Here is an 18,723-nt window from a genome sequence, read left to right as displayed (position 1 = left end):
GGAGGTTGGGCTTTTGCCTCCCCCTTTGAAAAAGGGGGATTGAGGGGGATTTGCTTTTGGCGCCAAGAGCAAGCGCTTTTCAACAGCCGAATGGCTGGTCAATCCCCGTCACCTGCTTCGCAGGTGCCCCCCCCTTTTTCAAGTGCTTCTCAACAGCCGAAGGCTGGTCAAGGGGGCTACGCACTCTTGGGGACGGAGGCGATTTGCCAGGCCACTCAATCCTCATCCGGCCAGCGAATCGTCGGCGCCGCGGATTTGGCGCGCGGTTGCGGCACCGCAGCCACCGCATTCCACACCTTGAGCGCATCCACCGTGGCGGCTACATCGTGTACGCGCACGATCGCCGCGCCGCGCTGGGCGGCAATCAGGTGTGCGGCGACCGATGCGGCGACGCGCTCGCTGGCGACATCACGCCCGGTGAGCTCACCCAGCGAACGCTTGCGCGACAGCCCGGCCAGCACCGGCACACCCAGTTCGACGAAGCGCTCCAGTTGTGCCAGCAACGCGAGGTTGTGTTGAGTGTTCTTGCCGAAGCCGAAACCGGGATCGACGAGGAGGTTCTTCTTGGCGATGCCGGCCATCTCCGCGGCGAAGATGCGCTCGGCCAGGAAGCGATGGACCTCGCCGACCACGTCGTCGTAGTCCGGTGCCTCCTGCATGGTGCGCGGTTCGCCCTGCATGTGCATCAGCACCACCGGCACGCCGAGCGCGGCGGCGGCTTCGAGCGCGCCTTCGCGACGCAGGCCGTAGATGTCGTTGATCATGCCGGCGCCGGCCTGCACCGCCGCGCGCATCACTTCCGGCTTGAAGGTGTCGATGCTGATCGGCAGCGTGGTTTCCTTCGCCAGCCGTTCGATCACCGGCACCACCCGCCGCAGTTCTTCTTCCACGGAAACATCCGCGGCGCCGGGGCGGGTCGATTCACCGCCGATGTCGAGGATATCCGCACCCTCCTCCGTCAGCTTCAGACCGTGGGCGACCGCCGCCTCCAGGGTGTCGTGCGCGCCGCCATCGGAGAACGAATCCGGGGTGACGTTGACGATGCCCATCACCCGCGGGCGATCAAGCTTGAGGATGCGGCCGGCGCAGTCGAGTTGCGGAGTGGTGTCGAACATCAATCGGGATCCTTGGGTTTGCGGGAAGCAGCCGCGGCGGACAGTCCCCCGCCAATCGCCACGCCCAGCGCCAGCCACAGGGCCAGGTTGCCGGTGGCCACACCGACGGCGGCGCCGATGGCGATGCCCAGCGCGATGGCCACGCCGGGGTTGGTCTTGAAGTTCTTCATGAAGGACTCCTGCGCGCGGCGGGCCGCCCGATACGGCCCATTATCCACGCAAAACAAAAGACGGCCGAAGCCGTCTTTCGTGACCTTCCGAATGAGCGCCCGACTCAGGTCTGGGCGGCCGGACCGCCCAGCGGCGGCAGCGGGCGCGATTCCGGCTTGTCGCCGTCCTTGCCCGACTTGCCCCAGCCGGCCGGCGGCGGCGGCTCGCGGCCTTCCATGATGGCGTCGATCTGCGGCGCATCGATGGTCTCGTACTGCAGCAGCAACTGGGACATCGAATGCAGCTTGTCGAGGTTTTCGGTCAGGATGCCCTTGGTACGCAGGTAGGCGCGATCCAGGATGGCCCGGACGACCTCGTCGATGCGGCGCGCGGTCTCGTTGGAGACATTCTTGTGCTGGGTGACCGAGCGGCCCAGGAAGACTTCGTCCTCTTCCTCGCCGTAGGCGATCGGGCCCATCTCGTCGCTCAGGCCCCACTTGGTGACCATGTTGCGGGCCATCTTGGTGGCGCGCTCGATGTCGTTGGAGGCACCGGTGGTGACCTTGTCGGCACCGAAGATCAGTTCCTCGGCCACGCGGCCACCGTACAGCGAGCACAGCTGCGACTCGATGGCGACGCGGTTGAGGCTGTACTTGTCACCTTCCGGCAGGTACATGGTCACGCCCAGCGCGCGGCCGCGCGGGATAATGGTGACCTTGTAGACCGGATCGTGCTCCGGCACCAGCCGGCCGACGATGGCATGACCGGCCTCGTGGTAGGCGGTGAGGGTCTTCTCGTCCTCGCTCATGGCCAGCGAGCGGCGCTCGGTGCCCATCAAGATCTTGTCGCGCGCGCGGTCGAAGTGATCCATGCGCACTTCCTTGGCGTTCTCGCGGGCAGCGAACAGCGCGGCCTCGTTCGCCAGGTTGGCCAGGTCGGCACCGCTGAAGCCAGGGGTACCGCGGGCGATCACCATCGGCTCGACATCGTCGGCCAGCGGCAGCTTGCGCATATGCACGCGCAGGATCTGCTCGCGGCCCTTCACGTCGGGCAGGCCGACCACCACCTGGCGGTCGAAGCGGCCCGGGCGCAGTAGCGCCGGATCCAGCACGTCCGGACGGTTGGTGGCGGCGATGACGATCACGCCCTCGCCTCCCTCGAAGCCGTCCATCTCGACCAGCAACTGGTTCAGGGTCTGCTCGCGCTCGTCATGGCCACCGCCGAGGCCGGCGCCGCGATGGCGGCCGACCGCGTCGATTTCGTCGATGAAGATGATGCACGGCGCGTGCTTCTTGGCCTGCTCGAACATGTCGCGCACGCGGCTGGCGCCGACGCCGACGAACATCTCGACGAAGTCGGAACCGGAAATGCTGAAGAACGGCACGCGGGCTTCGCCGGCGATGGCCTTGGCCAGCAGGGTCTTGCCGGTGCCGGGCGGGCCAACCATCAGCACGCCGCGCGGAATCTTGCCGCCCAGCTTCTGGAACTTGCCCGGATCACGCAGGAACTCGACCAGCTCGCCGACTTCCTCCTTGGCCTCGTCGCAACCGGCGACGTCAGCGAAGGTGATCTTCACCTGGTCCTCGCCCTGCAGTTTGGCGCGCGACTTGCCGAAGCTCATGGCGCCCTTGGCGCCACCGCCGCCCTGCATCTGCCGCATCATGAAAATCCAGAAGCCGATGATCAGCAGGACCGGCAGGAAGTTCAGCAGGATCACGCCCAGGCTGATGCCCGATTCCGGCGCATCGCGGGTGATGGTGACGTTCTTGCGGACCAACTGGTTGACCAGTTCATCGTCGGCCGGGCCGTAGACCGTGCCGGTCTGGCCGTCGGCGCGCTTGTATTCGATGGCGTTGGTGGTCAGGTTGCCGTCCTTGGTGAAGCGCACCGAGGACACGCGGCCGTTGTCGACCTCGCGCAGGAACTCGGAATAGGTGACTTCGCCACCGCCGGCACCCGCGCCCATCTTCGGCGAAAAGCTCTGGAACACCACCATCAACACGACGGCGACGACTACCCACAGCAGCAGATTCTTGGTCAAGTCGTTCATCCTCATCGGCCCCGCCGTTCCTCTTTCACGATATCCACGTTAAGCCACCTTACTTCATCCGGGCACGCTTGCCCTGCCCCAGCGCATAGACTTCCGGCGACCGCTTGCGCGAGGCGTCCGGCTTGCGGATGACCACCTTGTCGTACCGGCGCCTCAGTTCCTTGACGTAGTCGTCGAAACCGGTGCCCTGGAACAACTTGATCAGGAACGCACCGCCGGGCTTGAGGTGGCCATCGGCGAACTCCATCGCCAACTCGGCCAGGTACATCGCCCGCGGCTGGTCCACCGCGTCCACACCACTCTTATTGGGGGCCATATCGGACAGCACAAGGTCCACCGGCTGGCCGTCCAGCATGGACTCCAGCTGGGATAACACGGTCTGTTCCCTGAAGTCTCCATGAAGGAACTCGACCCCGGCCAGCGGCGGCATGTCCAGGATGTCCATCGCCACCACCCGGCCGTTGTCGCCCATGGCCTGGCGGACGAACTGGGACCAGCCGCCCGGGGCGGCCCCCAGGTCGACCACCACCATGCCCGGCTTGAGCAGGCGATCGCGTTCCAGCAGTTCTTCCAGCTTGTAGGCGGCGCGCGAGCGCATGCCCTCGGCCTGCGCCTTCTTCACGTAGGGGTCGGAAAAGTGCTCGCGGAGCCAGCGTTGGCTGCTTTTGCTGCGTGTGGCCATGAGGGCGTCAATCTCCGCCGGCCTTGCGACAGCGGGCGGAACGGCGGCGGGAAAGGCCGCCATGATACCCTGAACACCCTTTCCCACCCTGATTTGTGCATGCCCGTCGTTCTGACCTCCGCCCAGACCCGTTTCCTGCGTGGCCAGGCCCATGACCTGAAAGCGCTGCTGCAGATTGGCGGCAAGGGAGTCACCCCGGCGTTCATCGCCGAACTGGACGGCGCGCTGGAACACCATGAGCTGATCAAGGTGAAGGTGGCGGGTGAAGACCGCGAGGCCCGCGACGCGATGATCGCCGAGCTGGCGGAGCAGACCGGCGCGGCGCTGGTCCAGCGCATCGGCCACACCGCCGTGCTGTACCGCCCCAGCAAGGAACGCCGCCAGATTGTCCTGCCGCGGGCCTGACGGCCTGCCCGGCTCCGAGTCGCCTCCCATGCAACTGAGCCACGAACTCCCCGATTACGCCTACACCCTGCGCGCGGCCGACGGCCGCAGCGCCAAGGTCAACGATCGCGTGCTGACCGCCAGCTTCGTGCTGTCGCCGTCGGAGTTGCGCGAGGACTGGGGCCCGCGCGACGTCGCCTCGCTGACGCCCGAGGACCTCACCCCCCTGCTGGCATTGCAGCCGGAGGTCATCCTGCTGGGGACCGGTGACCGCCAGATCTTCCCGCCGGCCGCGGTCATGGCCGCCGGCCTGACCCGCGGCGTGGGTATCGAGGTGATGACCAATGCCGCCGCCGCCCGCACCTTCAACGTGCTGGCCAGCGAATCGCGCCGGGTGGTGGCCGGGTTCCTGCTGGACACCCCGGCCGCGTGAACCGGCGGCGGGCGCTGATCGCGCTGCTGTCGCTCATTCTGCTGGCCGCCTGCCAGCGCACCCTGTTTTCCCCGGAAACCGCCGAACAGCGCTTCGCCCGCTGGCACCGTGATCACGCCGGCGAGGCCGGACGCTATCAAGCCTGGCTGGCGTCACAAGGCGTGGCCGATGTCGCGCCGTTGTCGTCGCTGCTGCGGACCTCGCGGCGTTGGCAACGGTGCGGGGCCGCTGAATTCGCCGTGCCCCCCCTGGCCGAATGGGCCGGGATCCTGCCGACCCTGCGGTTGCTGCGGCAACTCCAGGCGGAAGGGCTGGTGGATGGCCGGCGCATCCGCTCCGGCTGGCGCGACGCGCACACCAACGCCTGTTCCGGCGGCAGCACGCGCAGCCAGCATCTGCGCAACCGCGCGCTTGATCTTGATCTAGATCCTGCGGTGACACCCGAACGCCTGTGCGGTTACTGGCGGCGGCATGGACCTGCCTTGCGGATGGGCCTGGGTTTCTACTCCGCCGGACACATCCACATCGATACGGCGGGCTTCCGCACCTGGGGCAACGATCACACCCGGCGCACCTCGCTGTGCATGCAATCGCCACATTCCCTGTAGGAGCGACGTAAGTCGCGACCCGAGGGGTTTCCGCACAAGGCATCGCGACTGACGTCGCTCCCACAGGAGGGGTCATTGCGAGTGGCGTAGACCCAATACGCAGTGGTGGGCGTGATGTGAGTCGCTGGCCTGCGGCGTGCCGATGATTTCCGGTCGCGACTTACGTCGCTCCTACAGGGCTTGACCCAGGCGCGTGGAAGGCCTGGCATGAACCCACCATTGTAGGAGCGACGTAAGTCGCGACCCGAGTGGTTTCCGCGCAAGGCATCGCGACTGACGTCGCTCCCACAGGAGAGGTCATGGTGCTGAAGAGCGTCTGGCGTGGACACGATATATCGGTCGCAAGCGTGCGGGGCGCTGGTGGTTTCCGGTCGCGACTTACGTCGCTCCTACCGGGGAGGAGCGAGCGCCGCGACGGGTATTTCGTCCGCAGGAAGGAAAGCTCAGCGCTTGGGCAGGTACAGCTGCGGATCCACCGGCTTGCCGTTGTAGCGGATCTCGAAGTGGAGCATCTCGCGGGCGGCGCCGGAGCTGCCCATTTCCGCGATCTGCTGTCCGGCCTTCACGTTCTGGCCTTCGTTGACCAGCCGCTTGCGGTTGTGGCCGTAGGCCGACAGCCAGGCTTCGCTGTGCTTGACGATGATCAGTTCGCCGTAGCCGACCAGGCCGGCGCCGGAATACACCACCACGCCATCGGCGGCCGCGCGCACGGCCTGGCCGCCTGAGCCGGCGATGTCGATGCCCTGCTTGGTGGCGTCGCCGGCGATGAAGCGTCCGATCACGTGACCGTCGGCGGGCCAGCGCCAATTGAAACCGCTATTGACCGGTGCGGCCTGCGGCGGTGCCGGTTTGGGTGCGCTGGTGGCCGGCGGCGTCGTGGGACGCGGTGCGGTCCCGGTCGCGGCGGTGCCCGTGCTGGCCGTGGGACGACCACCGGAGGACGGATACAGGCGCAGGGTCTGGCCGGGGTAAATCGTGTAGGGCGAGCCGATGCCGTTCCAGGCGGCCAGATCGCGGAAGTCGATGCCGTTGCGGAAGGCCAGGCCGTACAGGGTGTCGCCGCGCTGCACGCGCACGGTCTGCCCGTACTTGGGCTGCGACACAATCCTGCCACCGCCCGAGGAACCGGTCTGGCGGACCACGGTGCTGTGGCAGGCCGCCAGGCCGGCCATCACCGCGATGCTCAGGACAAGGGCTCGCGTGGCTTTCGTCATCCGTTCACTCACCTTCTGCGGATACCAGGAATCAGGTGGAGGCGCGCCAGATCAACCAGCCGACCAACGCCACCACCAGTGCGGTGGCAAGCCAGCCCACCGGTTCGATCCAGCGGCGCAGCGCCGCCTCGGCACGCGCCCCGCCCAACCGGATCGCGATGCCCAGCAGGTACACCCGCTTGCCGCGTCCGATCAGCATGCTGAGGACGTATTGCAGCATAGGCACGCCTACGATACCCGACGCCCACGTGAACACCTTCATCGGGATGGGCATGAAGCCACCGAGCACCAGGAAGGTGAAGACCGCCCACGGCGACTCGGCCATCTTGGCCTTCACCAGGGCGATGCCCGCCTCGATGCTGTCGAGCATGCCCAGCGCGGCGAACAGCGGCTTGAGTGCCTCGAAGGCGTAGTGGCCCAGCGCGTAACCGACCAGCGCGCCGGCCATGGAGCCGGCCAGGCTGAGGGTGGCGAACCACAGCGAGCGCCGTGGATTGGCCACGCACATCGGCGCCAGCATCACTTCCGGCATCACCGGGAAGATGATCGCCTCGATGAAGCTCAATCCGGTCAGCAGCGCGGGTGCGCGCGGATGCCGGGCCCACTGGATCGCGCGTTCGTACAGCGGCTTGAAGATCTGCATCCGCGATCAGTCCAGGGTGCCGGACAACAGGGGAACGAACACGACCGGCGCCAGGGTTTCCTCCTGCACGCTGCCGTCCTCGCGCTTGGTCAGCTTGACCAGCGATTGCGAACCGGAGCAGCCAACCGGGGCAATCAGATGACCGCCTACCGCGAGTTGTTCGATCAGCGCGTTGACCAATGCGGGCGCGGCGGCGGTGACCAGGATGCCGTCATAGGGTGCATGTTCCGGCCAGCCGATGCGGCCGTCGTCATGCTTGCTGCGCACGTTCATGCCGAGCTGGCGCAGGCGCTTGCGCGCCTGGCGCAGCAGATCGCCGATGCGTTCGACGGTGTAGACCTCCAGCCCCAACGCAGCCAGCACCGCGGCCTGGTAGCCGGAGCCGGTGCCGATTTCCAGCACCTTCTTCGGCGCACCCTGCAGCAGCGCCTCGGTCATGCGCGCCACCACCCACGGTTGCGAGATGGTCTGGCTGTGGCCGATCGGCAGCGCGGTATCCTCGTAGGCGCGCGTGGCCAGCGCCTCGTCGACGAACAGATGGCGCGGCACCAGCCGGATCGCGTTGAGCACGGTCTCGTCGCGGATGCCCGACTCGCGCAGGCGCTCGACCAGGCGGTCGCGCACGCGCTGCGAGGTCATGCCCATGCCCACGGCTTCCGGTTGCAGGCGCAGCCGTGGGGTCATGCCGGGTTCTCCAGCGACGAGGTCAGGCCATCGACCCAGCCGGCGACCTTTTCCAGTGCCTGGTAGCGGGTCAGGTCGACATGGATCGGGGTGATGGAGATGTTGCCCATGCGCACGGCATGGAAGTCGGTGCCCGGGCCGGCGTCCTGTTCCGGACCGGCCGGGCCGATCCAGTACACGGTGTTGCCGCGCGGATCCTGCTGGGTCACGCAGGGCTCGGAGCGGTGGCGGTTGCCGAGCCGGGTGACCTCGAAGCCACGCACCTCGCTCCACGCGCGATCCGGCACGTTGACGTTGAGGATGGTGTCGGCGGGCAGCGGATCGGCCTTCAGCCGGGCGACGATCTCCACCGCGGCGCGCGCGGCGGTTTCGAAATGGCGCGGCTCGTGATTGCGCGAGACCAGCGACATCGCCACCGCCGGCAGGCCGAGGAAGCGCCCTTCCATCGCCGCCGACACTGTGCCGGAATAGATCACGTCGTCGCCGAGGTTGGCGGAATTGTTGATGCCGGACACCACGATGTCCGGTTCGAACTCCAGCATGCCGGTCAGCGCCAGGTGCACGCAGTCGGTCGGCGTGCCGGCGACGCTGCAGGTGTAGTGGTCGATCCGCTTGAGCCGGATCGGCAGATCCAGGGTGAGCGAGTTGCTGGCGCCGGAACGATCGCGATCCGGCGCGATGACGAACACTTCATGGCCGGCCTCGCGCAACCCCTCCGCCAGAATGCGGATGCCGGGGGCGTCGACGCCGTCATCGTTGCTGACAAGTACGCGCATGTGCTTCCTCGGGGGACGCCCCATGATACCGGAAGCGGATGACCGCTTCCCGCGCTTGCGTCACGCGCCCGCCGCGCTACGCTGTGGGCCATGTCCGATCCCCCCGAAGACGACGACGCCGCCTTGTTCCGCCAGGCCATCGGCGAGGTGAAGCCGATGGCGGACGCCGCGCCGCCTCCACGGCCGCCGAAGCCGCGCCCCGCCGCGCGCATGGCCGAACGCGACGAGGTGGACGCGCGCAGCGAGTTCCAGCGCGGGCTGGACGACCTGGCGCTGCTGGAGGCCGGCGACGTACTCAGCTTCCGCCGCGACGAGGTGCCGCCGCGGGTGTTCCAGCGCCTGCGCAAGGGCCAGTTCTCGGCCCAGGACGAACTGGATCTGCACGGCGCCACCGCCGTCGAGGCCGAGCGCCTGCTGCGCCAGTTCATGCAGGAAGCCCATGCGCACGAACATGGCTGCGTGCGCATCATCCACGGCAAGGGCCGTCGCAACGAGCGCGAGATTCCGGTGCTGAAGAACCTGGTGGATCGGCTGTTGCGCCAGCGCGGCGACGTGCTGGCGTTCCATTCCGCGCCCGCCACGCAGGGCGGAACCGGCGCGGTGCTGGTGCTGCTGGCGCGGCGCTGACGGGTCGGCGCGATAAGGACGCCCATCGAATCGACGCATGCGGCAACCACCGGCCCCGCTCCGCCATACCCTCGTGCATGAAGCACGGCCACCCGCTCAGGATGCCTACGCCTCGCGATCCGCTTCCACCACCTCGCCCAGTTCATGCAGCAGCGCGGTGGCGTAGCTGCCCGGTGGTAGCGCGAAACCCAGCGACAGCACGTCGTCGGCGAGCCATTCCCAAGCCATTGTCTGCGGGCGCAGGCGCAGCGCGCGGCGTTCCTGGCGCAGGTCTGCCTGCTCGAGTCCGCCACGCAGGCGATGGGCGGTATCGTCGGCCAGCGCGGCCAGCTCCAATTCGCGGCATTCCGCGGTGGTACGCAGTTCCCCGGCGCCCCACAGCGGGCCGCTGGGATGGATGTCGAATGCCGCCAGCCGCTGCGCCAGCGTATCGTTCCACGGCTCCGGGCCGAACACGCTGCGGCTGCCATCCAGCATCCATACCTCGCCGTCCATGCCCTGGTTCCAGTCGCCCGCGGTGATGCGGGCGGTCAACACCCGGTTGAACAGTTCCGAACGCGCGGCCGACAGCAGCATCGAGCGCTGATCGCGGCGCACGCGGCGGCCACCGAACATCGCCAGCGCCGCGGCGATGTTGCCGCCGTCGCGGCCGAAACGCTGTTCGCCAAACCAGTTGGGCAGGCCTTGCGCGGCGATATCCGCCAGACGCTGTTCGATCTCGGCGCGTTCTCCGCGCACCTCGCGCAACACCAGCACGAAACGGTTGCCTGCCAGCGCACCGCGCGGCAGCTTGCGGTTGTGCCAGATCGATTCCAGCACCTGCAGGTCGTCCGCGTTCAGCGCGGCGATGTCCGGGGCATTGCGCTTGGGCAGGTGCACGCTGAAACGCTGGCGGGTCACCGCGTGGCGATCCTTCAGGCCCGCATAGCCAATCGCCATCTCCTGCAATCCGGCCCAGGCGGCGATGCGCTTGGCGGCGAAGGCGGTGTTCATGCCGCGCTTCTGCACCGTCAGCAGGAGATGCTCGCCCTCGCCGGTGGGTTCGAACCCGGGCAGTTCCTCGACGAAGAAATCCTCCGGCGTGGCGCGGAAACGCGCCGTCAGCACCGATGCGCCAAAGGCGCGCGGCAGTTCCGTGCTCATGCGCGCACCAGCAGTACCACCGCCTGCGCGGCGATGCCTTCGCCACGGCCGGTGAAGCCCAGTTTCTCGGTGGTGGTCGCCTTGATGGCGATGGCATCGATGTCGATTTCCAGGTCCTGGGCGATGGCGGCCCGCATCGCTTCGGCGTGCGGGCCCACCTTGGGCCGCTCGCCGATCACGGTGACGTCCGCATTGCCGACGCGCCAGCCGCGCTCGCCGATCAGGGCATTGCAATGACGCAGGAAATGGCGGCTGTCCGCGCCTTTCCAGCGCGGGTCCGAAGGCGGGAAATGCTTGCCGATGTCGCCCAGCGCGAGCGCGCCGAGGATGGCGTCGCACAGCGCGTGCAGGACCACGTCGCCGTCGCTGTGCGCGAGCACGCCGCGATCGTGCGGCACGCGCACGCCACCCAGCATCAGGTGGTCGCCATCGCCGAAGGCGTGGACGTCGAATCCCTGGCCGATGCGGATGGAAGGAAGGTCGGGCATGTGCATATCCAACAAAAAAGAAGCCGGGTTGTCACCGGGAGAAGCGCCGCGCCGGGACGGCGCTCCTGCCGGAGAAGTCAGCGGCCGCGCTGGGCCAGTATGAACTCGAAGCGCGCCAGATCCGCCGGGGTGGTGATCTTGAAGTTGTCCTCGGCGCCTTCGATCAGCAGCGGGCGCAGGCCCTGCCGCTCCATCGCCATCGCCTCGTCGGTGACTTCGATGCCATTGCCGGCGGCGGCTTCCAGCGCGCGTTGCAGGTGCAGGCGGCGGAACAGCTGGGGGGTGAAGGCACGCCACAGCCGCTCACGCGGTTCGGTGCCGTCGATGCCGCCGTCGTCGCCGGCCCGCTTGAGCGTGTCGCGCACCGGCGCGGCGAGGATGGCGCCAACTGGATCATTGCGTCCGCGCTCAAGCAACTGGGCCAGATCGGCCAGCCCGAGGTTGGGCCGTGCGGCGTCGTGCACCAGCACGAAATCGTCGGCGCGCACGTCGTCGGGCAGCGCGTTGAGCCCGGCCAGCACCGACTCGGCGCGGGTCGCGCCGCCGGTGCAGGTCAGCAATGGCCGGCCGGCGAACGAGGTCCAGCCCGGCCAGTCCGCATCGTCGGCCGACAACGCCAGCACCGCGCCCAGCACGGCATCGTGCGCGAACAGCGCCTCCAGCGTGTGTTCCAGCAGCAGCCGGCCGGCCACGCGCAGGTACTGCTTGGGAATCTCGCCACCGAAGCGCGTGCCGCGCCCGGCGGCGGGAATCACCGCCCAGATACCGGCCATCAGGGCTGGTGCTCCGGTTCGGCGATCGGGGCCGGTTCGGCGGTCGCTTCTCCGTCCTCCGTGGCCGCGGGCGGCGCCGGCACCGGCGCGGTCGGTTCCACCACGCGGTAGAACTTCTCGCCGGGCTTGATCATGCCCAGCTCGCTGCGCGCGCGTTCCTCGACCGCCGCCTCGCCGGACTTGAGGTCCTCGACTTCGGCGGCGAGCGCGTCGTTGCGTTCCTGCAGGCCGGCATTCTCGCGCTTCTGCACGATGACCTGGCTTTCCAGCGCGACCACTTCGCCCGAACTGCCCGCGCCGAACCAGAACCGGTATTGCAGCCAGGCCAGCAGCAGCGCCAGTACCAGCAGCAGCCAGACCAGTCGGCGCATGGCTTACTTCTTCAGCGAGACGAAGGCGTTGCGGCCGGCATAGCGCGCCGCGCTGCCCAGCGCTTCCTCGATGCGCAGGAGCTGGTTGTACTTGGCCACGCGATCGCTGCGGCACAGCGAACCGGTCTTGATCTGGGTGGCGGTGGTCGCCACCGCGATGTCAGCGATGGTGGTGTCCTCGGTTTCGCCGGAGCGGTGCGAGACGATCGCCGCGTAGTTGGCGTGATGGGCCATGGCGATGGCTTCCAGGGTCTCGCTGAGCGTGCCGATCTGGTTGACCTTGATCAGGATGGCGTTGGCGGTGCCGGACTCGATGCCTTCCTTGAAGATCTTCGGGTTGGTGACGAACAGGTCGTCGCCGACCAGCTGCACCTTGTTGCCGATGCGATCGGTCAGCAGCTTCCAGCCGGCCCAGTCGTCCTCGGCCAGGCCGTCCTCGATGGTGATGATCGGGTACTGCGCGGCCCAGTCGGCCAGGAAATCGACGAACTGCTCGCTGGTCAGGCGCTTGCCCTCGCCCACCAGGTGGTACTTGCCGTTGTCGAAGAACTCGCTGGATGCCACGTCCAGGCCCAGCAGCACGTCTTCGCCGGCGGTGTAGCCGGCGCGGCCGATGGCTTCCAGGATGGTGTCCAGCGCTTCGACGTTGCTGCGGAAATCGGGCGCGAAGCCGCCCTCGTCGCCCACCGCCGTGCTCAGGCCGTGGCCCTTCAGCACCGACTTGAGCGAATGGAAGATTTCGGTGCCCGCGCGCAGCGACTCGGCGAAGGAATCGAAGCCCACCGGCAGCACCATGAACTCCTGGAAGTCCACGTTGTTGTCGGCATGCGCGCCGCCGTTGATGATATTCATCATCGGCACCGGCAAGGTCACCGCGTCGCCGCCAGCCAGATAGCGCCACAGCGGCTGTTTGCGCGAGGCGGCCATCGCATGGGCGTTGGCCAGCGACACGCCCAGCAGCGCGTTGGCGCCCAGGCGCCCCTTGTTCTCGGTGCCGTCCAGATCGATCAGGCGGCGGTCCAGGCCTTCCTGGTCGGCCGCGTCGAAGCCGTGCAGGGCATTGGCGATCGGACCGTTGACGTTCTCCACCGCCTTGCGCACGCCCTTGCCCAGGTAGCGGGTCTTGTCGCCATCGCGCAGTTCCACCGCCTCCTTGGTGCCGGTGGAGGCGCCGGATGGCACCATCGCGCGGCCGAACGAGCCGTCGGCCAAGGTGACTTCGGCTTCGAGGGTGGGATTTCCGCGGCTGTCGAGGATTTCGCGGGCGTGGACTTTGGCGATCGTGGTCATGAGGGGTCGGCCAGACTGTTCAGTTTGAGTAAGGGGACGAAATCGTCCGGAAGGTTACAGGTTTCCGGGGCCAGACGGGCGATGTAGAGGGCCAGCAGGCCAGTGGCCTGCAATTGGCGCGCGCCCGCCGGCGAGCTGATTTCAGCCCCGTCATGATACTGCTCGACCATCGTTCCGACATTCAGCATGGCGGCCAGCAGGTCGTTGGAGCGCCCCTGGGCATCGGCCGGCAGCGCGTAGCCGAACGACTTCGAGATACCCACGTTGGCCAGCAATTCGTAGGCGGCCTGGAACAGGCGCGGCAGTTCCGGGCTGTCGGCGAAGCGGGCGTTTGCGCCCTCCAGGTCGAAACCATGGTCGTTGCCCCGCGCAAGGCACTGCCTGACCTGCGGCATCGCCGCCATCAGGCGCGTGTATTCGGCTTCGCTCCACACGCTCGAGTAGGCGGGTCCCGTCTTGCAGCGCAACCGGTCGTCGGCGGTGCGCAGGCCGCGCGGGTTGTCCGGCGTAGTCATCAACAGGCGGACGAACGTCTCCGAAGGGGCGCAGCGGCCACCCATCATCTGCGAACCGAACAGCCGTTCCATGCCGGCGCCGCGCAACTGGTGCGCGGCCCGCGGCCCGGTCAGCGGCCCCAGCATGGAGGCGGCCATCGGCAGCATCGCCAGTTGCCGGAACTGATTCATCAGTTCCGGGCGGCCACAGCTCGGCGCGTCAAGCGGAGTCGCCAGTTCCGGCACCTCCACCAGGCGGGCGTAGTCACGGATCTGTCGCTCCAGTTCTCCCGAGGCCATCACCGCCTCCATCCGCTCGTTGAACTTGCTGTCGTCCCGGTCCTCGCGGCCACGTCCGGCTTCGCACTGCCGGAGCTGCTCCAGTTCGGTGACAAAGGCGTCGCGTTCGGCCGGCGTCCACGGCACCACGGACGCCTTGCGCAGGAGGTCGACCAGTTCGGCGCGACGCGCGGGATCGGATTCGGCACTGGCGGCGAATGCGGGCAGTTCGGATTCGGTCAGCGGCAGTACCTTGGGCTCGGCCAGATCCTCCGGGCTTTCCGGCATCCGCCAGCGGTCGGATTCCTGTGCATGCGCCATTGAGATGCCCGCACCGATCAGTGCCAGCGTCCACGCGCAACGGCGACCGGAAAGAAGGGTGCAAACAGGGCGGACAGGCCGGAAAAGCAGCGTGCGCAGGAAGGCGCCCGGTATGCGGATCATGAGTGAGCAAACAGCCGGAAATGAAAGAAGGCGGACCGTGGTGTTCGGTCGCGCCTCGATTATCCGGGTTGCGTCGGGCGCCGCCAAATCACATTGACGCGCACGAGTGGCTGTCTGTCGTGCGAATCACGAACGTGTCGGCGAATCCATGATTGCAGCCGGCCACCACAGCGATTTCATCGCCGGCCGCATATCCGTGGATGGCTTACAGCGTCTGTTCCAGGAATGCCGAACGCTTGGTGACCGAATCCAGCGCCAGCAGGGTTTCCAGCAGCGCTTCCATCTTGTCCAGCGGCCACGCGTTGGGGCCGTCGGACAGCGCCTTGGACGGATCCGGATGGGTCTCGGCGAACAGGCCGGCCACGCCGACCGCGACCGCCGCGCGCGCCAGCACCGGCACGAACTCGCGCTGGCCGCCGGAGCTGCTGCCCTGCCCGCCCGGCAACTGCACCGAGTGGGTGGCGTCGAACACGACCGGGCAACCGGTATCGCGCATCACGCTGAGCGAGCGCATGTCGCTGACCAGGTTGTTGTAGCCGAAGCTGGCGCCGCGTTCGCACACCATGATGTCGTTGTTGCCGGTGGACTTGGCCTTTTCGACGACCGGCTTCATGTCCCACGGCGACAGGAACTGGCCCTTCTTGATGTTGACCGGGCGGCCTGCCGAACAGACCTTCCTGATGAAATCGGTCTGGCGGACCAGGAAGGCGGGGGTCTGCAGCACATCCACCACCGAGGCGACTTCGTCCATCGGGGTGTATTCGTGCACATCGGTCAGCACCGGCACGCCAATCTGCTTCTTCACCTCGGCCAGGACCTTCAGGCCCTCTTCCATGCCCGGGCCGCGGAAGCTGGTGCCTGAGGTGCGGTTGGCCTTGTCGAAGCTGGACTTGAAGATGAAGTTCATCCCCAGCTTTCCGGTGATTTCCTTCAGCCGGCCAGCGACATCCAGTTGCAGTTGCATGGACTCGATCACGCAGGGACCGGCGATCAGGAACAGGGGCTGGTCCAGGCCGACTTCAAAACCGCAGAGTTTCATTGCAGTACCTCGTAGGAGCGACGTCAGTCGCGACCGTAACACCAGGACACCGGCCCGGATCGCGACGCGTCGCGACCGGTCCGGAGCGCGTTCAGGCGCGCGCTTCCTTCAGCAGCTTGCCGCCGGCCTTGCGCTCGCGCGCGGCACGAATGAAGCCGACGAACAGCGGGTGGCCATCACGCGGGGTGGACAGGAATTCCGGATGCGCCTGGCAGGCCAGGAACCATGGATGCACCGCGCGCGGCAGTTCGACCATTTCCACCAGCAGGTCGTCCATCGACTTGGCGGAAACCACCAGGCCGGCGTCCTCCAGCTGGGTGCGGTAGCGGTTGTTGAACTCGTAGCGGTGGCGGTGGCGTTCGGCCACCACGTCCTTGCCGTAGAGCTCGCGCGCCAGCGTGCCGGGCTTCAACCGCGCTTCCTGCAGGCCCAGGCGCATGGTGCCGCCCAGGTCCGAACGCTCGTCGCGCTTCTCGACATCGCCGCTGGCGGTGCGCCATTCGGTGATCAGCGCGATCACCGGATGCGGCGACTGCTTGTCGTTCTCGGTGCTGTTGGCGCCTTCCAGGCCGGCCACGTGGCGGGCGTAATCCACCACCGCCGCCTGCATGCCGTAGCAGATGCCGAAGTACGGCACGCCGGTCTGGCGGGCATGACGCGAGGTCAGCACCTTGCCCTCGAAACCGCGATCACCGAAGCCGCCCGGGACCAGGATGCCGTCGACGCCGTCGAGCAGCGACATGTCGCTGTCTTCCAGTTCCTGCGCTTCGATCCATTTCAGGTTGACGCGGGTGCGCTGGCGCAGGCCGCCGTGCTTGAGCGCCTCGCCGACCGACTTGTAGGCGTCCTGGTGATCGACGTACTTGCCGACCACCGCGATGGTGACTTCGTCCAGCGGATTGAGGGTGGCGTCGACCGCCGCCTCCCACTCGGACAGGTCCGCCTCGCGGGCACCGTCCAGGCGCAGCTGGCGGATGGCGATCTCGTCCAGTCCCTGCCCGTGCAGGCCCAGCGGGATCTTGTACAGCACGTCCACGTCCGGAACGCTGATCACCGCGCGCTCGGGCACGTTGGTGAACAGCGAGATCTTGCGGCGCTCGGAATCCGGAATCGGCTGCTCGGAGCGGCACAGCAGCACGTCCGGCTGGATACCGATGGAACGCAGTTCCTTGACCGAATGCTGGGTCGGCTTGGTCTTGAGTTCACCGGCCGCGGCCACGAACGGCACCAGGGTCAGGTGCATGAACAGCGCCTTCTCCGGCCCGCGCTCGGTGCGGATCTGGCGGATCGCCTCCAGGAACGGCAACGATTCGATGTCGCCCACGGTGCCGCCGATTTCCACCAGCGCCACGTCGTGGCCCTCGGTGGCCTCGTCGATGCAGCGGCGGATTTCGTCGGTGATGTGCGGAATCACCTGCACGGTCGCGCCGAGGTAGTCACCGCGGCGTTCGCGGCGGATGACGTTCTCGTAGATGCGGCCGGTGGTGATCGAATGCTTGCGGCTGAGCCGGGTGCGCACGAAGCGCTCGTAGTGGCCCAGGTCCAGGTCGGTTTCGGCGCCGTCGTCGGTGACGTACACCTCGCCGTGCTGGAACGGGCTCATGGTGCCCGGATCGACGTTGATGTAGGGGTCCAGCTTCATCATCGTGACCTTCAGGCCACGAGCTTCGAGGATGGACGCAAGCGAAGCGGCGGCGATGCCCTTGCCTAGCGAGGACACGACGCCGCCGGTGACAAAAATAAGGGGAGTCATTGGCAGGGCTCCGGAAAGCCATAGTCTACCGGCAACGCCGGGTTTCTAAAAGCCGAACGCCCCGCTCAGGCGGGGCGTCCGGGGGTGCCGAACAGGCTTGAAAGCCTTGTGCGGCAAAGGTTTTACGGGAATCAGGGCTTGCGCTCTTCTTCCTCTTCCTGGCTGCCGGATTTCTTGCCCTGCTCGCCCTTCTGCTTGGCGCGCTCGGCGGCGGCGGCCTCGTTGGCGGCCCGGCGCTGCGCCTTGCGGTCGGCATCGGAGGAGTCGGACTGCGAGGACCCGGACTTGTCGGCATCCTGGCTGCCGGACTTGGACTGCGCCAGCGCCAGGCCGGCGGCGGCGGCCGTCACGGCGGCCAGGGTAAGGATCAACAGCTTGCGCGGTTTCATGGCTCGTCTCCATTCACTCGTTGCATCGCCAGATGGGGCCGGAACGGCGGCATTCAACTGACGCGCGCACGATACCGCATCGGCGCTCGCCCGCTCCTGAACGTGCAAAAACGGCGCGCTGGCCGCAAACTCCGCGTCTCCTGGATCCCGCCCCGCCGTCCGATGCGCCCATTCCTCTGCTCCGCGTTGTTTTTCCTGGCCGCGCAGGCCTTGCCGGGTCCGGCCCACGCCGCACGCGTGTCGGTGCCGCCGCAGGAGGTCAAGCTGGATGCCCTCACCCGCGACACGCAGAAGCACAGCCTCGGCGGCGGTCGCATGGAAATGGTGTGGTGGATTCCTCCGGAGTACTGGCAGATCAGCGTGGCGCAGAACAAGGGTACGGACCCGGAAACCACCGCCGATCTGGGCCGCATGTTCGGCGACTACAACATCGTCGCCGTTGTACAGGGAACCGTCGCCAGTGACATGGAATACCGGTTCACCCCCGAGAGCGATGTCCGGGACAGCACCGTGCTCATCGCCCCCGATGGCCGCGTCCTTTCCGTCGTGGCGGAAGACAAGGTCCCCGCGCGGCTCGCGGCCACGCTGGCCTTCCTGAGACCTATCCTCGCCAACAGCATCGGCCCATTGGGCAAGAGCATGTATTTCCTGGTCTTTCCCGGCAACGATGCCGCAGGCAAGCGACTGGCCGACCCGCTGGGAGATGGCCACCTGCGTGTGAAGACATCGAGCAAGACCCACGACTTCCGCTTGCCGCTCGGCAGCCTGCTGCCCGACAAACGCGACGCAGCCAGCGGTGAGTCGTTCCCGGGCGATTTCCTGTACAACCCTTACACCGGTCGCCAGTTGGACGCTTCCCAGCCCTAAGCCGCCATTCCGAGACAGTATTCAATT

The 18,723-nt window shown here is 67.3% G+C and carries 22 protein-coding genes; 5 read left to right on the top strand and 17 right to left on the bottom strand.

Translation table 11 applies throughout. The features are described from left to right. Positions 1 to 215: 215 nt before the first annotated feature. The 4 genes from folP to rlmE all read right to left on the bottom strand — a co-directional run bounded on the left by folP (position 216) and on the right by rlmE (position 3,997). On the bottom strand, positions 216 to 1,115 hold the full coding sequence (gene folP, locus FG323_RS17865; RefSeq protein WP_141456076.1) for a dihydropteroate synthase: 900 nt from the start codon (positions 1,113 to 1,115) through the stop codon (positions 216 to 218). Beyond that, entirely contained in the window at positions 1,115 to 1,285 is a 171-nt protein-coding gene (locus tag FG323_RS19755) for a hypothetical protein (RefSeq protein WP_181444283.1), read from the bottom strand. The genes folP and FG323_RS19755 overlap by 1 nt, the downstream gene beginning before the upstream one ends. A gap of 104 nt (positions 1,286 to 1,389) precedes the next feature. After that, a complete protein-coding gene (gene ftsH, locus FG323_RS17860; protein WP_181444286.1) occupies positions 1,390 to 3,315 on the bottom strand; it encodes an ATP-dependent zinc metalloprotease FtsH in 1,926 nt (641 codons plus the stop codon). Between the two features lie 49 nt (positions 3,316 to 3,364). Beyond that, positions 3,365 to 3,997 carry a 23S rRNA (uridine(2552)-2'-O)-methyltransferase RlmE gene (rlmE, locus tag FG323_RS17855; protein WP_141456074.1) on the bottom strand — a complete coding sequence of 211 codons (633 nt, stop codon included), beginning with the start codon at positions 3,995 to 3,997 and terminating at the stop codon, positions 3,365 to 3,367. A 99-nt stretch (positions 3,998 to 4,096) separates the two neighbouring features. On the opposite strand from rlmE, the gene yhbY reads away from it, so the two are divergent. From yhbY to FG323_RS17840, 3 genes are read left to right on the top strand one after another with little or no spacing between them, the layout of a single operon-like run. Then, positions 4,097 to 4,402 carry a ribosome assembly RNA-binding protein YhbY gene (yhbY, locus tag FG323_RS17850; RefSeq protein WP_141456073.1) on the top strand — a complete coding sequence of 102 codons (306 nt, stop codon included), beginning with the start codon at positions 4,097 to 4,099 and terminating at the stop codon, positions 4,400 to 4,402. A 28-nt stretch (positions 4,403 to 4,430) separates the two neighbouring features. Then, entirely contained in the window at positions 4,431 to 4,814 is a 384-nt protein-coding gene (locus FG323_RS17845) for an Mth938-like domain-containing protein (protein WP_141456072.1), read from the top strand. Beyond that, positions 4,811 to 5,422, top strand: a complete 612-nt coding sequence (locus FG323_RS17840) for a D-Ala-D-Ala carboxypeptidase family metallohydrolase (RefSeq protein ID WP_181444282.1) — start codon at positions 4,811 to 4,813, stop codon at positions 5,420 to 5,422. The genes FG323_RS17845 and FG323_RS17840 overlap by 4 nt, the downstream gene beginning before the upstream one ends. A 443-nt stretch (positions 5,423 to 5,865) precedes the next feature. Here the strand turns inward: FG323_RS17840 and FG323_RS17835 are convergent, their stop codons facing one another. The 4 genes from FG323_RS17835 to surE are packed head-to-tail and all read right to left on the bottom strand — an operon-like array spanning position 5,866 to position 8,739. Next, positions 5,866 to 6,636 carry a peptidoglycan DD-metalloendopeptidase family protein gene (locus FG323_RS17835; protein ID WP_141456070.1) on the bottom strand — a complete coding sequence of 257 codons (771 nt, stop codon included), beginning with the start codon at positions 6,634 to 6,636 and terminating at the stop codon, positions 5,866 to 5,868. Positions 6,637 to 6,667: 31 nt separating this feature from the next. Continuing rightward, entirely contained in the window at positions 6,668 to 7,279 is a 612-nt protein-coding gene (locus FG323_RS17830; RefSeq protein ID WP_141456069.1) for a DedA family protein, read from the bottom strand. 6 nt (positions 7,280 to 7,285) lie between these two features. After that, positions 7,286 to 7,963, bottom strand: coding sequence for a protein-L-isoaspartate(D-aspartate) O-methyltransferase (locus tag FG323_RS17825; RefSeq protein ID WP_141456068.1), 678 nt, complete (start codon positions 7,961 to 7,963; stop codon positions 7,286 to 7,288). Further along, positions 7,960 to 8,739 carry a 5'/3'-nucleotidase SurE gene (gene surE, locus FG323_RS17820; protein ID WP_141456067.1) on the bottom strand — a complete coding sequence of 260 codons (780 nt, stop codon included), beginning with the start codon at positions 8,737 to 8,739 and terminating at the stop codon, positions 7,960 to 7,962. The genes FG323_RS17825 and surE overlap by 4 nt, the downstream gene beginning before the upstream one ends. Positions 8,740 to 8,829: 90 nt before the next feature. Here surE and FG323_RS17815 point away from each other — a divergent pair, with 90 nt between their 5' ends. After that, the gene (locus FG323_RS17815; protein WP_141456066.1) at positions 8,830 to 9,366 is read left to right on the top strand and encodes a Smr/MutS family protein; all 537 of its coding nucleotides are present in this window, start codon (positions 8,830 to 8,832) and stop codon (positions 9,364 to 9,366) included. Positions 9,367 to 9,471: 105 nt separating this feature from the next. On the opposite strand, the gene truD is transcribed toward FG323_RS17815, so the two are convergent. From truD to FG323_RS17770, 9 genes are all read right to left on the bottom strand, one after another. Then, a complete protein-coding gene (gene truD / locus FG323_RS17810; RefSeq protein ID WP_141456065.1) occupies positions 9,472 to 10,509 on the bottom strand; it encodes a tRNA pseudouridine(13) synthase TruD in 1,038 nt (345 codons plus the stop codon). Next, the gene (ispF, locus tag FG323_RS17805) at positions 10,506 to 10,997 is read right to left on the bottom strand and encodes a 2-C-methyl-D-erythritol 2,4-cyclodiphosphate synthase (RefSeq protein ID WP_141456064.1); all 492 of its coding nucleotides are present in this window, start codon (positions 10,995 to 10,997) and stop codon (positions 10,506 to 10,508) included. Before ispF ends, truD begins: the two co-directional genes overlap by 4 nt. 77 nt (positions 10,998 to 11,074) lie before the next feature. Continuing rightward, positions 11,075 to 11,773 carry a 2-C-methyl-D-erythritol 4-phosphate cytidylyltransferase gene (gene ispD / locus FG323_RS17800; RefSeq protein WP_141456094.1) on the bottom strand — a complete coding sequence of 233 codons (699 nt, stop codon included), beginning with the start codon at positions 11,771 to 11,773 and terminating at the stop codon, positions 11,075 to 11,077. Then, positions 11,770 to 12,141 (bottom strand): cell division protein FtsB, encoded by a 372-nt coding sequence (gene ftsB, locus FG323_RS17795; protein ID WP_141456063.1) that lies wholly within the window; start codon positions 12,139 to 12,141, stop codon positions 11,770 to 11,772. The genes ispD and ftsB overlap by 4 nt, the downstream gene beginning before the upstream one ends. A gap of 3 nt (positions 12,142 to 12,144) precedes the next feature. After that, a complete protein-coding gene (gene eno / locus FG323_RS17790) occupies positions 12,145 to 13,431 on the bottom strand; it encodes a phosphopyruvate hydratase (RefSeq protein WP_141456062.1) in 1,287 nt (428 codons plus the stop codon). After that, a complete protein-coding gene (locus FG323_RS17785; protein ID WP_141456061.1) occupies positions 13,428 to 14,735 on the bottom strand; it encodes a hypothetical protein in 1,308 nt (435 codons plus the stop codon). The genes eno and FG323_RS17785 overlap by 4 nt, the downstream gene beginning before the upstream one ends. Positions 14,736 to 14,853: 118 nt before the next feature. Beyond that, a complete protein-coding gene (kdsA, locus tag FG323_RS17780) occupies positions 14,854 to 15,687 on the bottom strand; it encodes a 3-deoxy-8-phosphooctulonate synthase (protein ID WP_141456060.1) in 834 nt (277 codons plus the stop codon). A gap of 91 nt (positions 15,688 to 15,778) precedes the next feature. Beyond that, on the bottom strand, positions 15,779 to 17,440 hold the full coding sequence (locus FG323_RS17775) for a CTP synthase (RefSeq protein WP_141456059.1): 1,662 nt from the start codon (positions 17,438 to 17,440) through the stop codon (positions 15,779 to 15,781). A 131-nt stretch (positions 17,441 to 17,571) separates the two neighbouring features. Beyond that, complete coding sequence (locus tag FG323_RS17770; protein ID WP_141456058.1) at positions 17,572 to 17,829, bottom strand: hypothetical protein; 258 nt, start codon at positions 17,827 to 17,829, stop codon at positions 17,572 to 17,574. 186 nt (positions 17,830 to 18,015) lie between these two features. Here FG323_RS17770 and FG323_RS17765 point away from each other — a divergent pair, with 186 nt between their 5' ends. Then, on the top strand, positions 18,016 to 18,696 hold the full coding sequence (locus tag FG323_RS17765; RefSeq protein ID WP_141456057.1) for a hypothetical protein: 681 nt from the start codon (positions 18,016 to 18,018) through the stop codon (positions 18,694 to 18,696). Positions 18,697 to 18,723: the final 27 nt, after the last annotated feature.

The organism is Pseudoxanthomonas sp. z9, assembly GCF_006542425.1.
Classification (GTDB): domain Bacteria; phylum Pseudomonadota; class Gammaproteobacteria; order Xanthomonadales; family Xanthomonadaceae; genus Pseudoxanthomonas_A.
The sequence above is the reverse complement of the archived record's forward strand: the minus strand, read 5'-3'. Positions and strand labels throughout refer to the sequence as shown.

Coding starts and splice junctions, on each gene's coding strand:
- folP (WP_141456076.1), bottom strand. CDS start 1,115: ATGTTCGACACCACTCCGCAACTCGACTGCGCCGGCCGCATCCTCAAG.
- FG323_RS19755 (WP_181444283.1), bottom strand. CDS start 1,285: ATGAAGAACTTCAAGACCAACCCCGGCGTGGCCATCGCGCTGGGCATC.
- ftsH (WP_181444286.1), bottom strand. CDS start 3,315: ATGAACGACTTGACCAAGAATCTGCTGCTGTGGGTAGTCGTCGCCGTC.
- rlmE (WP_141456074.1), bottom strand. CDS start 3,997: ATGGCCACACGCAGCAAAAGCAGCCAACGCTGGCTCCGCGAGCACTTT.
- yhbY (WP_141456073.1), top strand. CDS start 4,097: ATGCCCGTCGTTCTGACCTCCGCCCAGACCCGTTTCCTGCGTGGCCAG.
- FG323_RS17845 (WP_141456072.1), top strand. CDS start 4,431: ATGCAACTGAGCCACGAACTCCCCGATTACGCCTACACCCTGCGCGCG.
- FG323_RS17835 (WP_141456070.1), bottom strand. CDS start 6,636: ATGACGAAAGCCACGCGAGCCCTTGTCCTGAGCATCGCGGTGATGGCC.
- FG323_RS17830 (WP_141456069.1), bottom strand. CDS start 7,279: ATGCAGATCTTCAAGCCGCTGTACGAACGCGCGATCCAGTGGGCCCGG.
- FG323_RS17825 (WP_141456068.1), bottom strand. CDS start 7,963: ATGACCCCACGGCTGCGCCTGCAACCGGAAGCCGTGGGCATGGGCATG.
- surE (WP_141456067.1), bottom strand. CDS start 8,739: ATGCGCGTACTTGTCAGCAACGATGACGGCGTCGACGCCCCCGGCATC.
- FG323_RS17815 (WP_141456066.1), top strand. CDS start 8,830: ATGTCCGATCCCCCCGAAGACGACGACGCCGCCTTGTTCCGCCAGGCC.
- truD (WP_141456065.1), bottom strand. CDS start 10,509: ATGAGCACGGAACTGCCGCGCGCCTTTGGCGCATCGGTGCTGACGGCG.
- ispF (WP_141456064.1), bottom strand. CDS start 10,997: ATGCCCGACCTTCCTTCCATCCGCATCGGCCAGGGATTCGACGTCCAC.
- ftsB (WP_141456063.1), bottom strand. CDS start 12,141: ATGCGCCGACTGGTCTGGCTGCTGCTGGTACTGGCGCTGCTGCTGGCC.
- eno (WP_141456062.1), bottom strand. CDS start 13,431: ATGACCACGATCGCCAAAGTCCACGCCCGCGAAATCCTCGACAGCCGC.
- kdsA (WP_141456060.1), bottom strand. CDS start 15,687: ATGAAACTCTGCGGTTTTGAAGTCGGCCTGGACCAGCCCCTGTTCCTG.
- FG323_RS17775 (WP_141456059.1), bottom strand. CDS start 17,440: ATGACTCCCCTTATTTTTGTCACCGGCGGCGTCGTGTCCTCGCTAGGC.
- FG323_RS17770 (WP_141456058.1), bottom strand. CDS start 17,829: ATGAAACCGCGCAAGCTGTTGATCCTTACCCTGGCCGCCGTGACGGCC.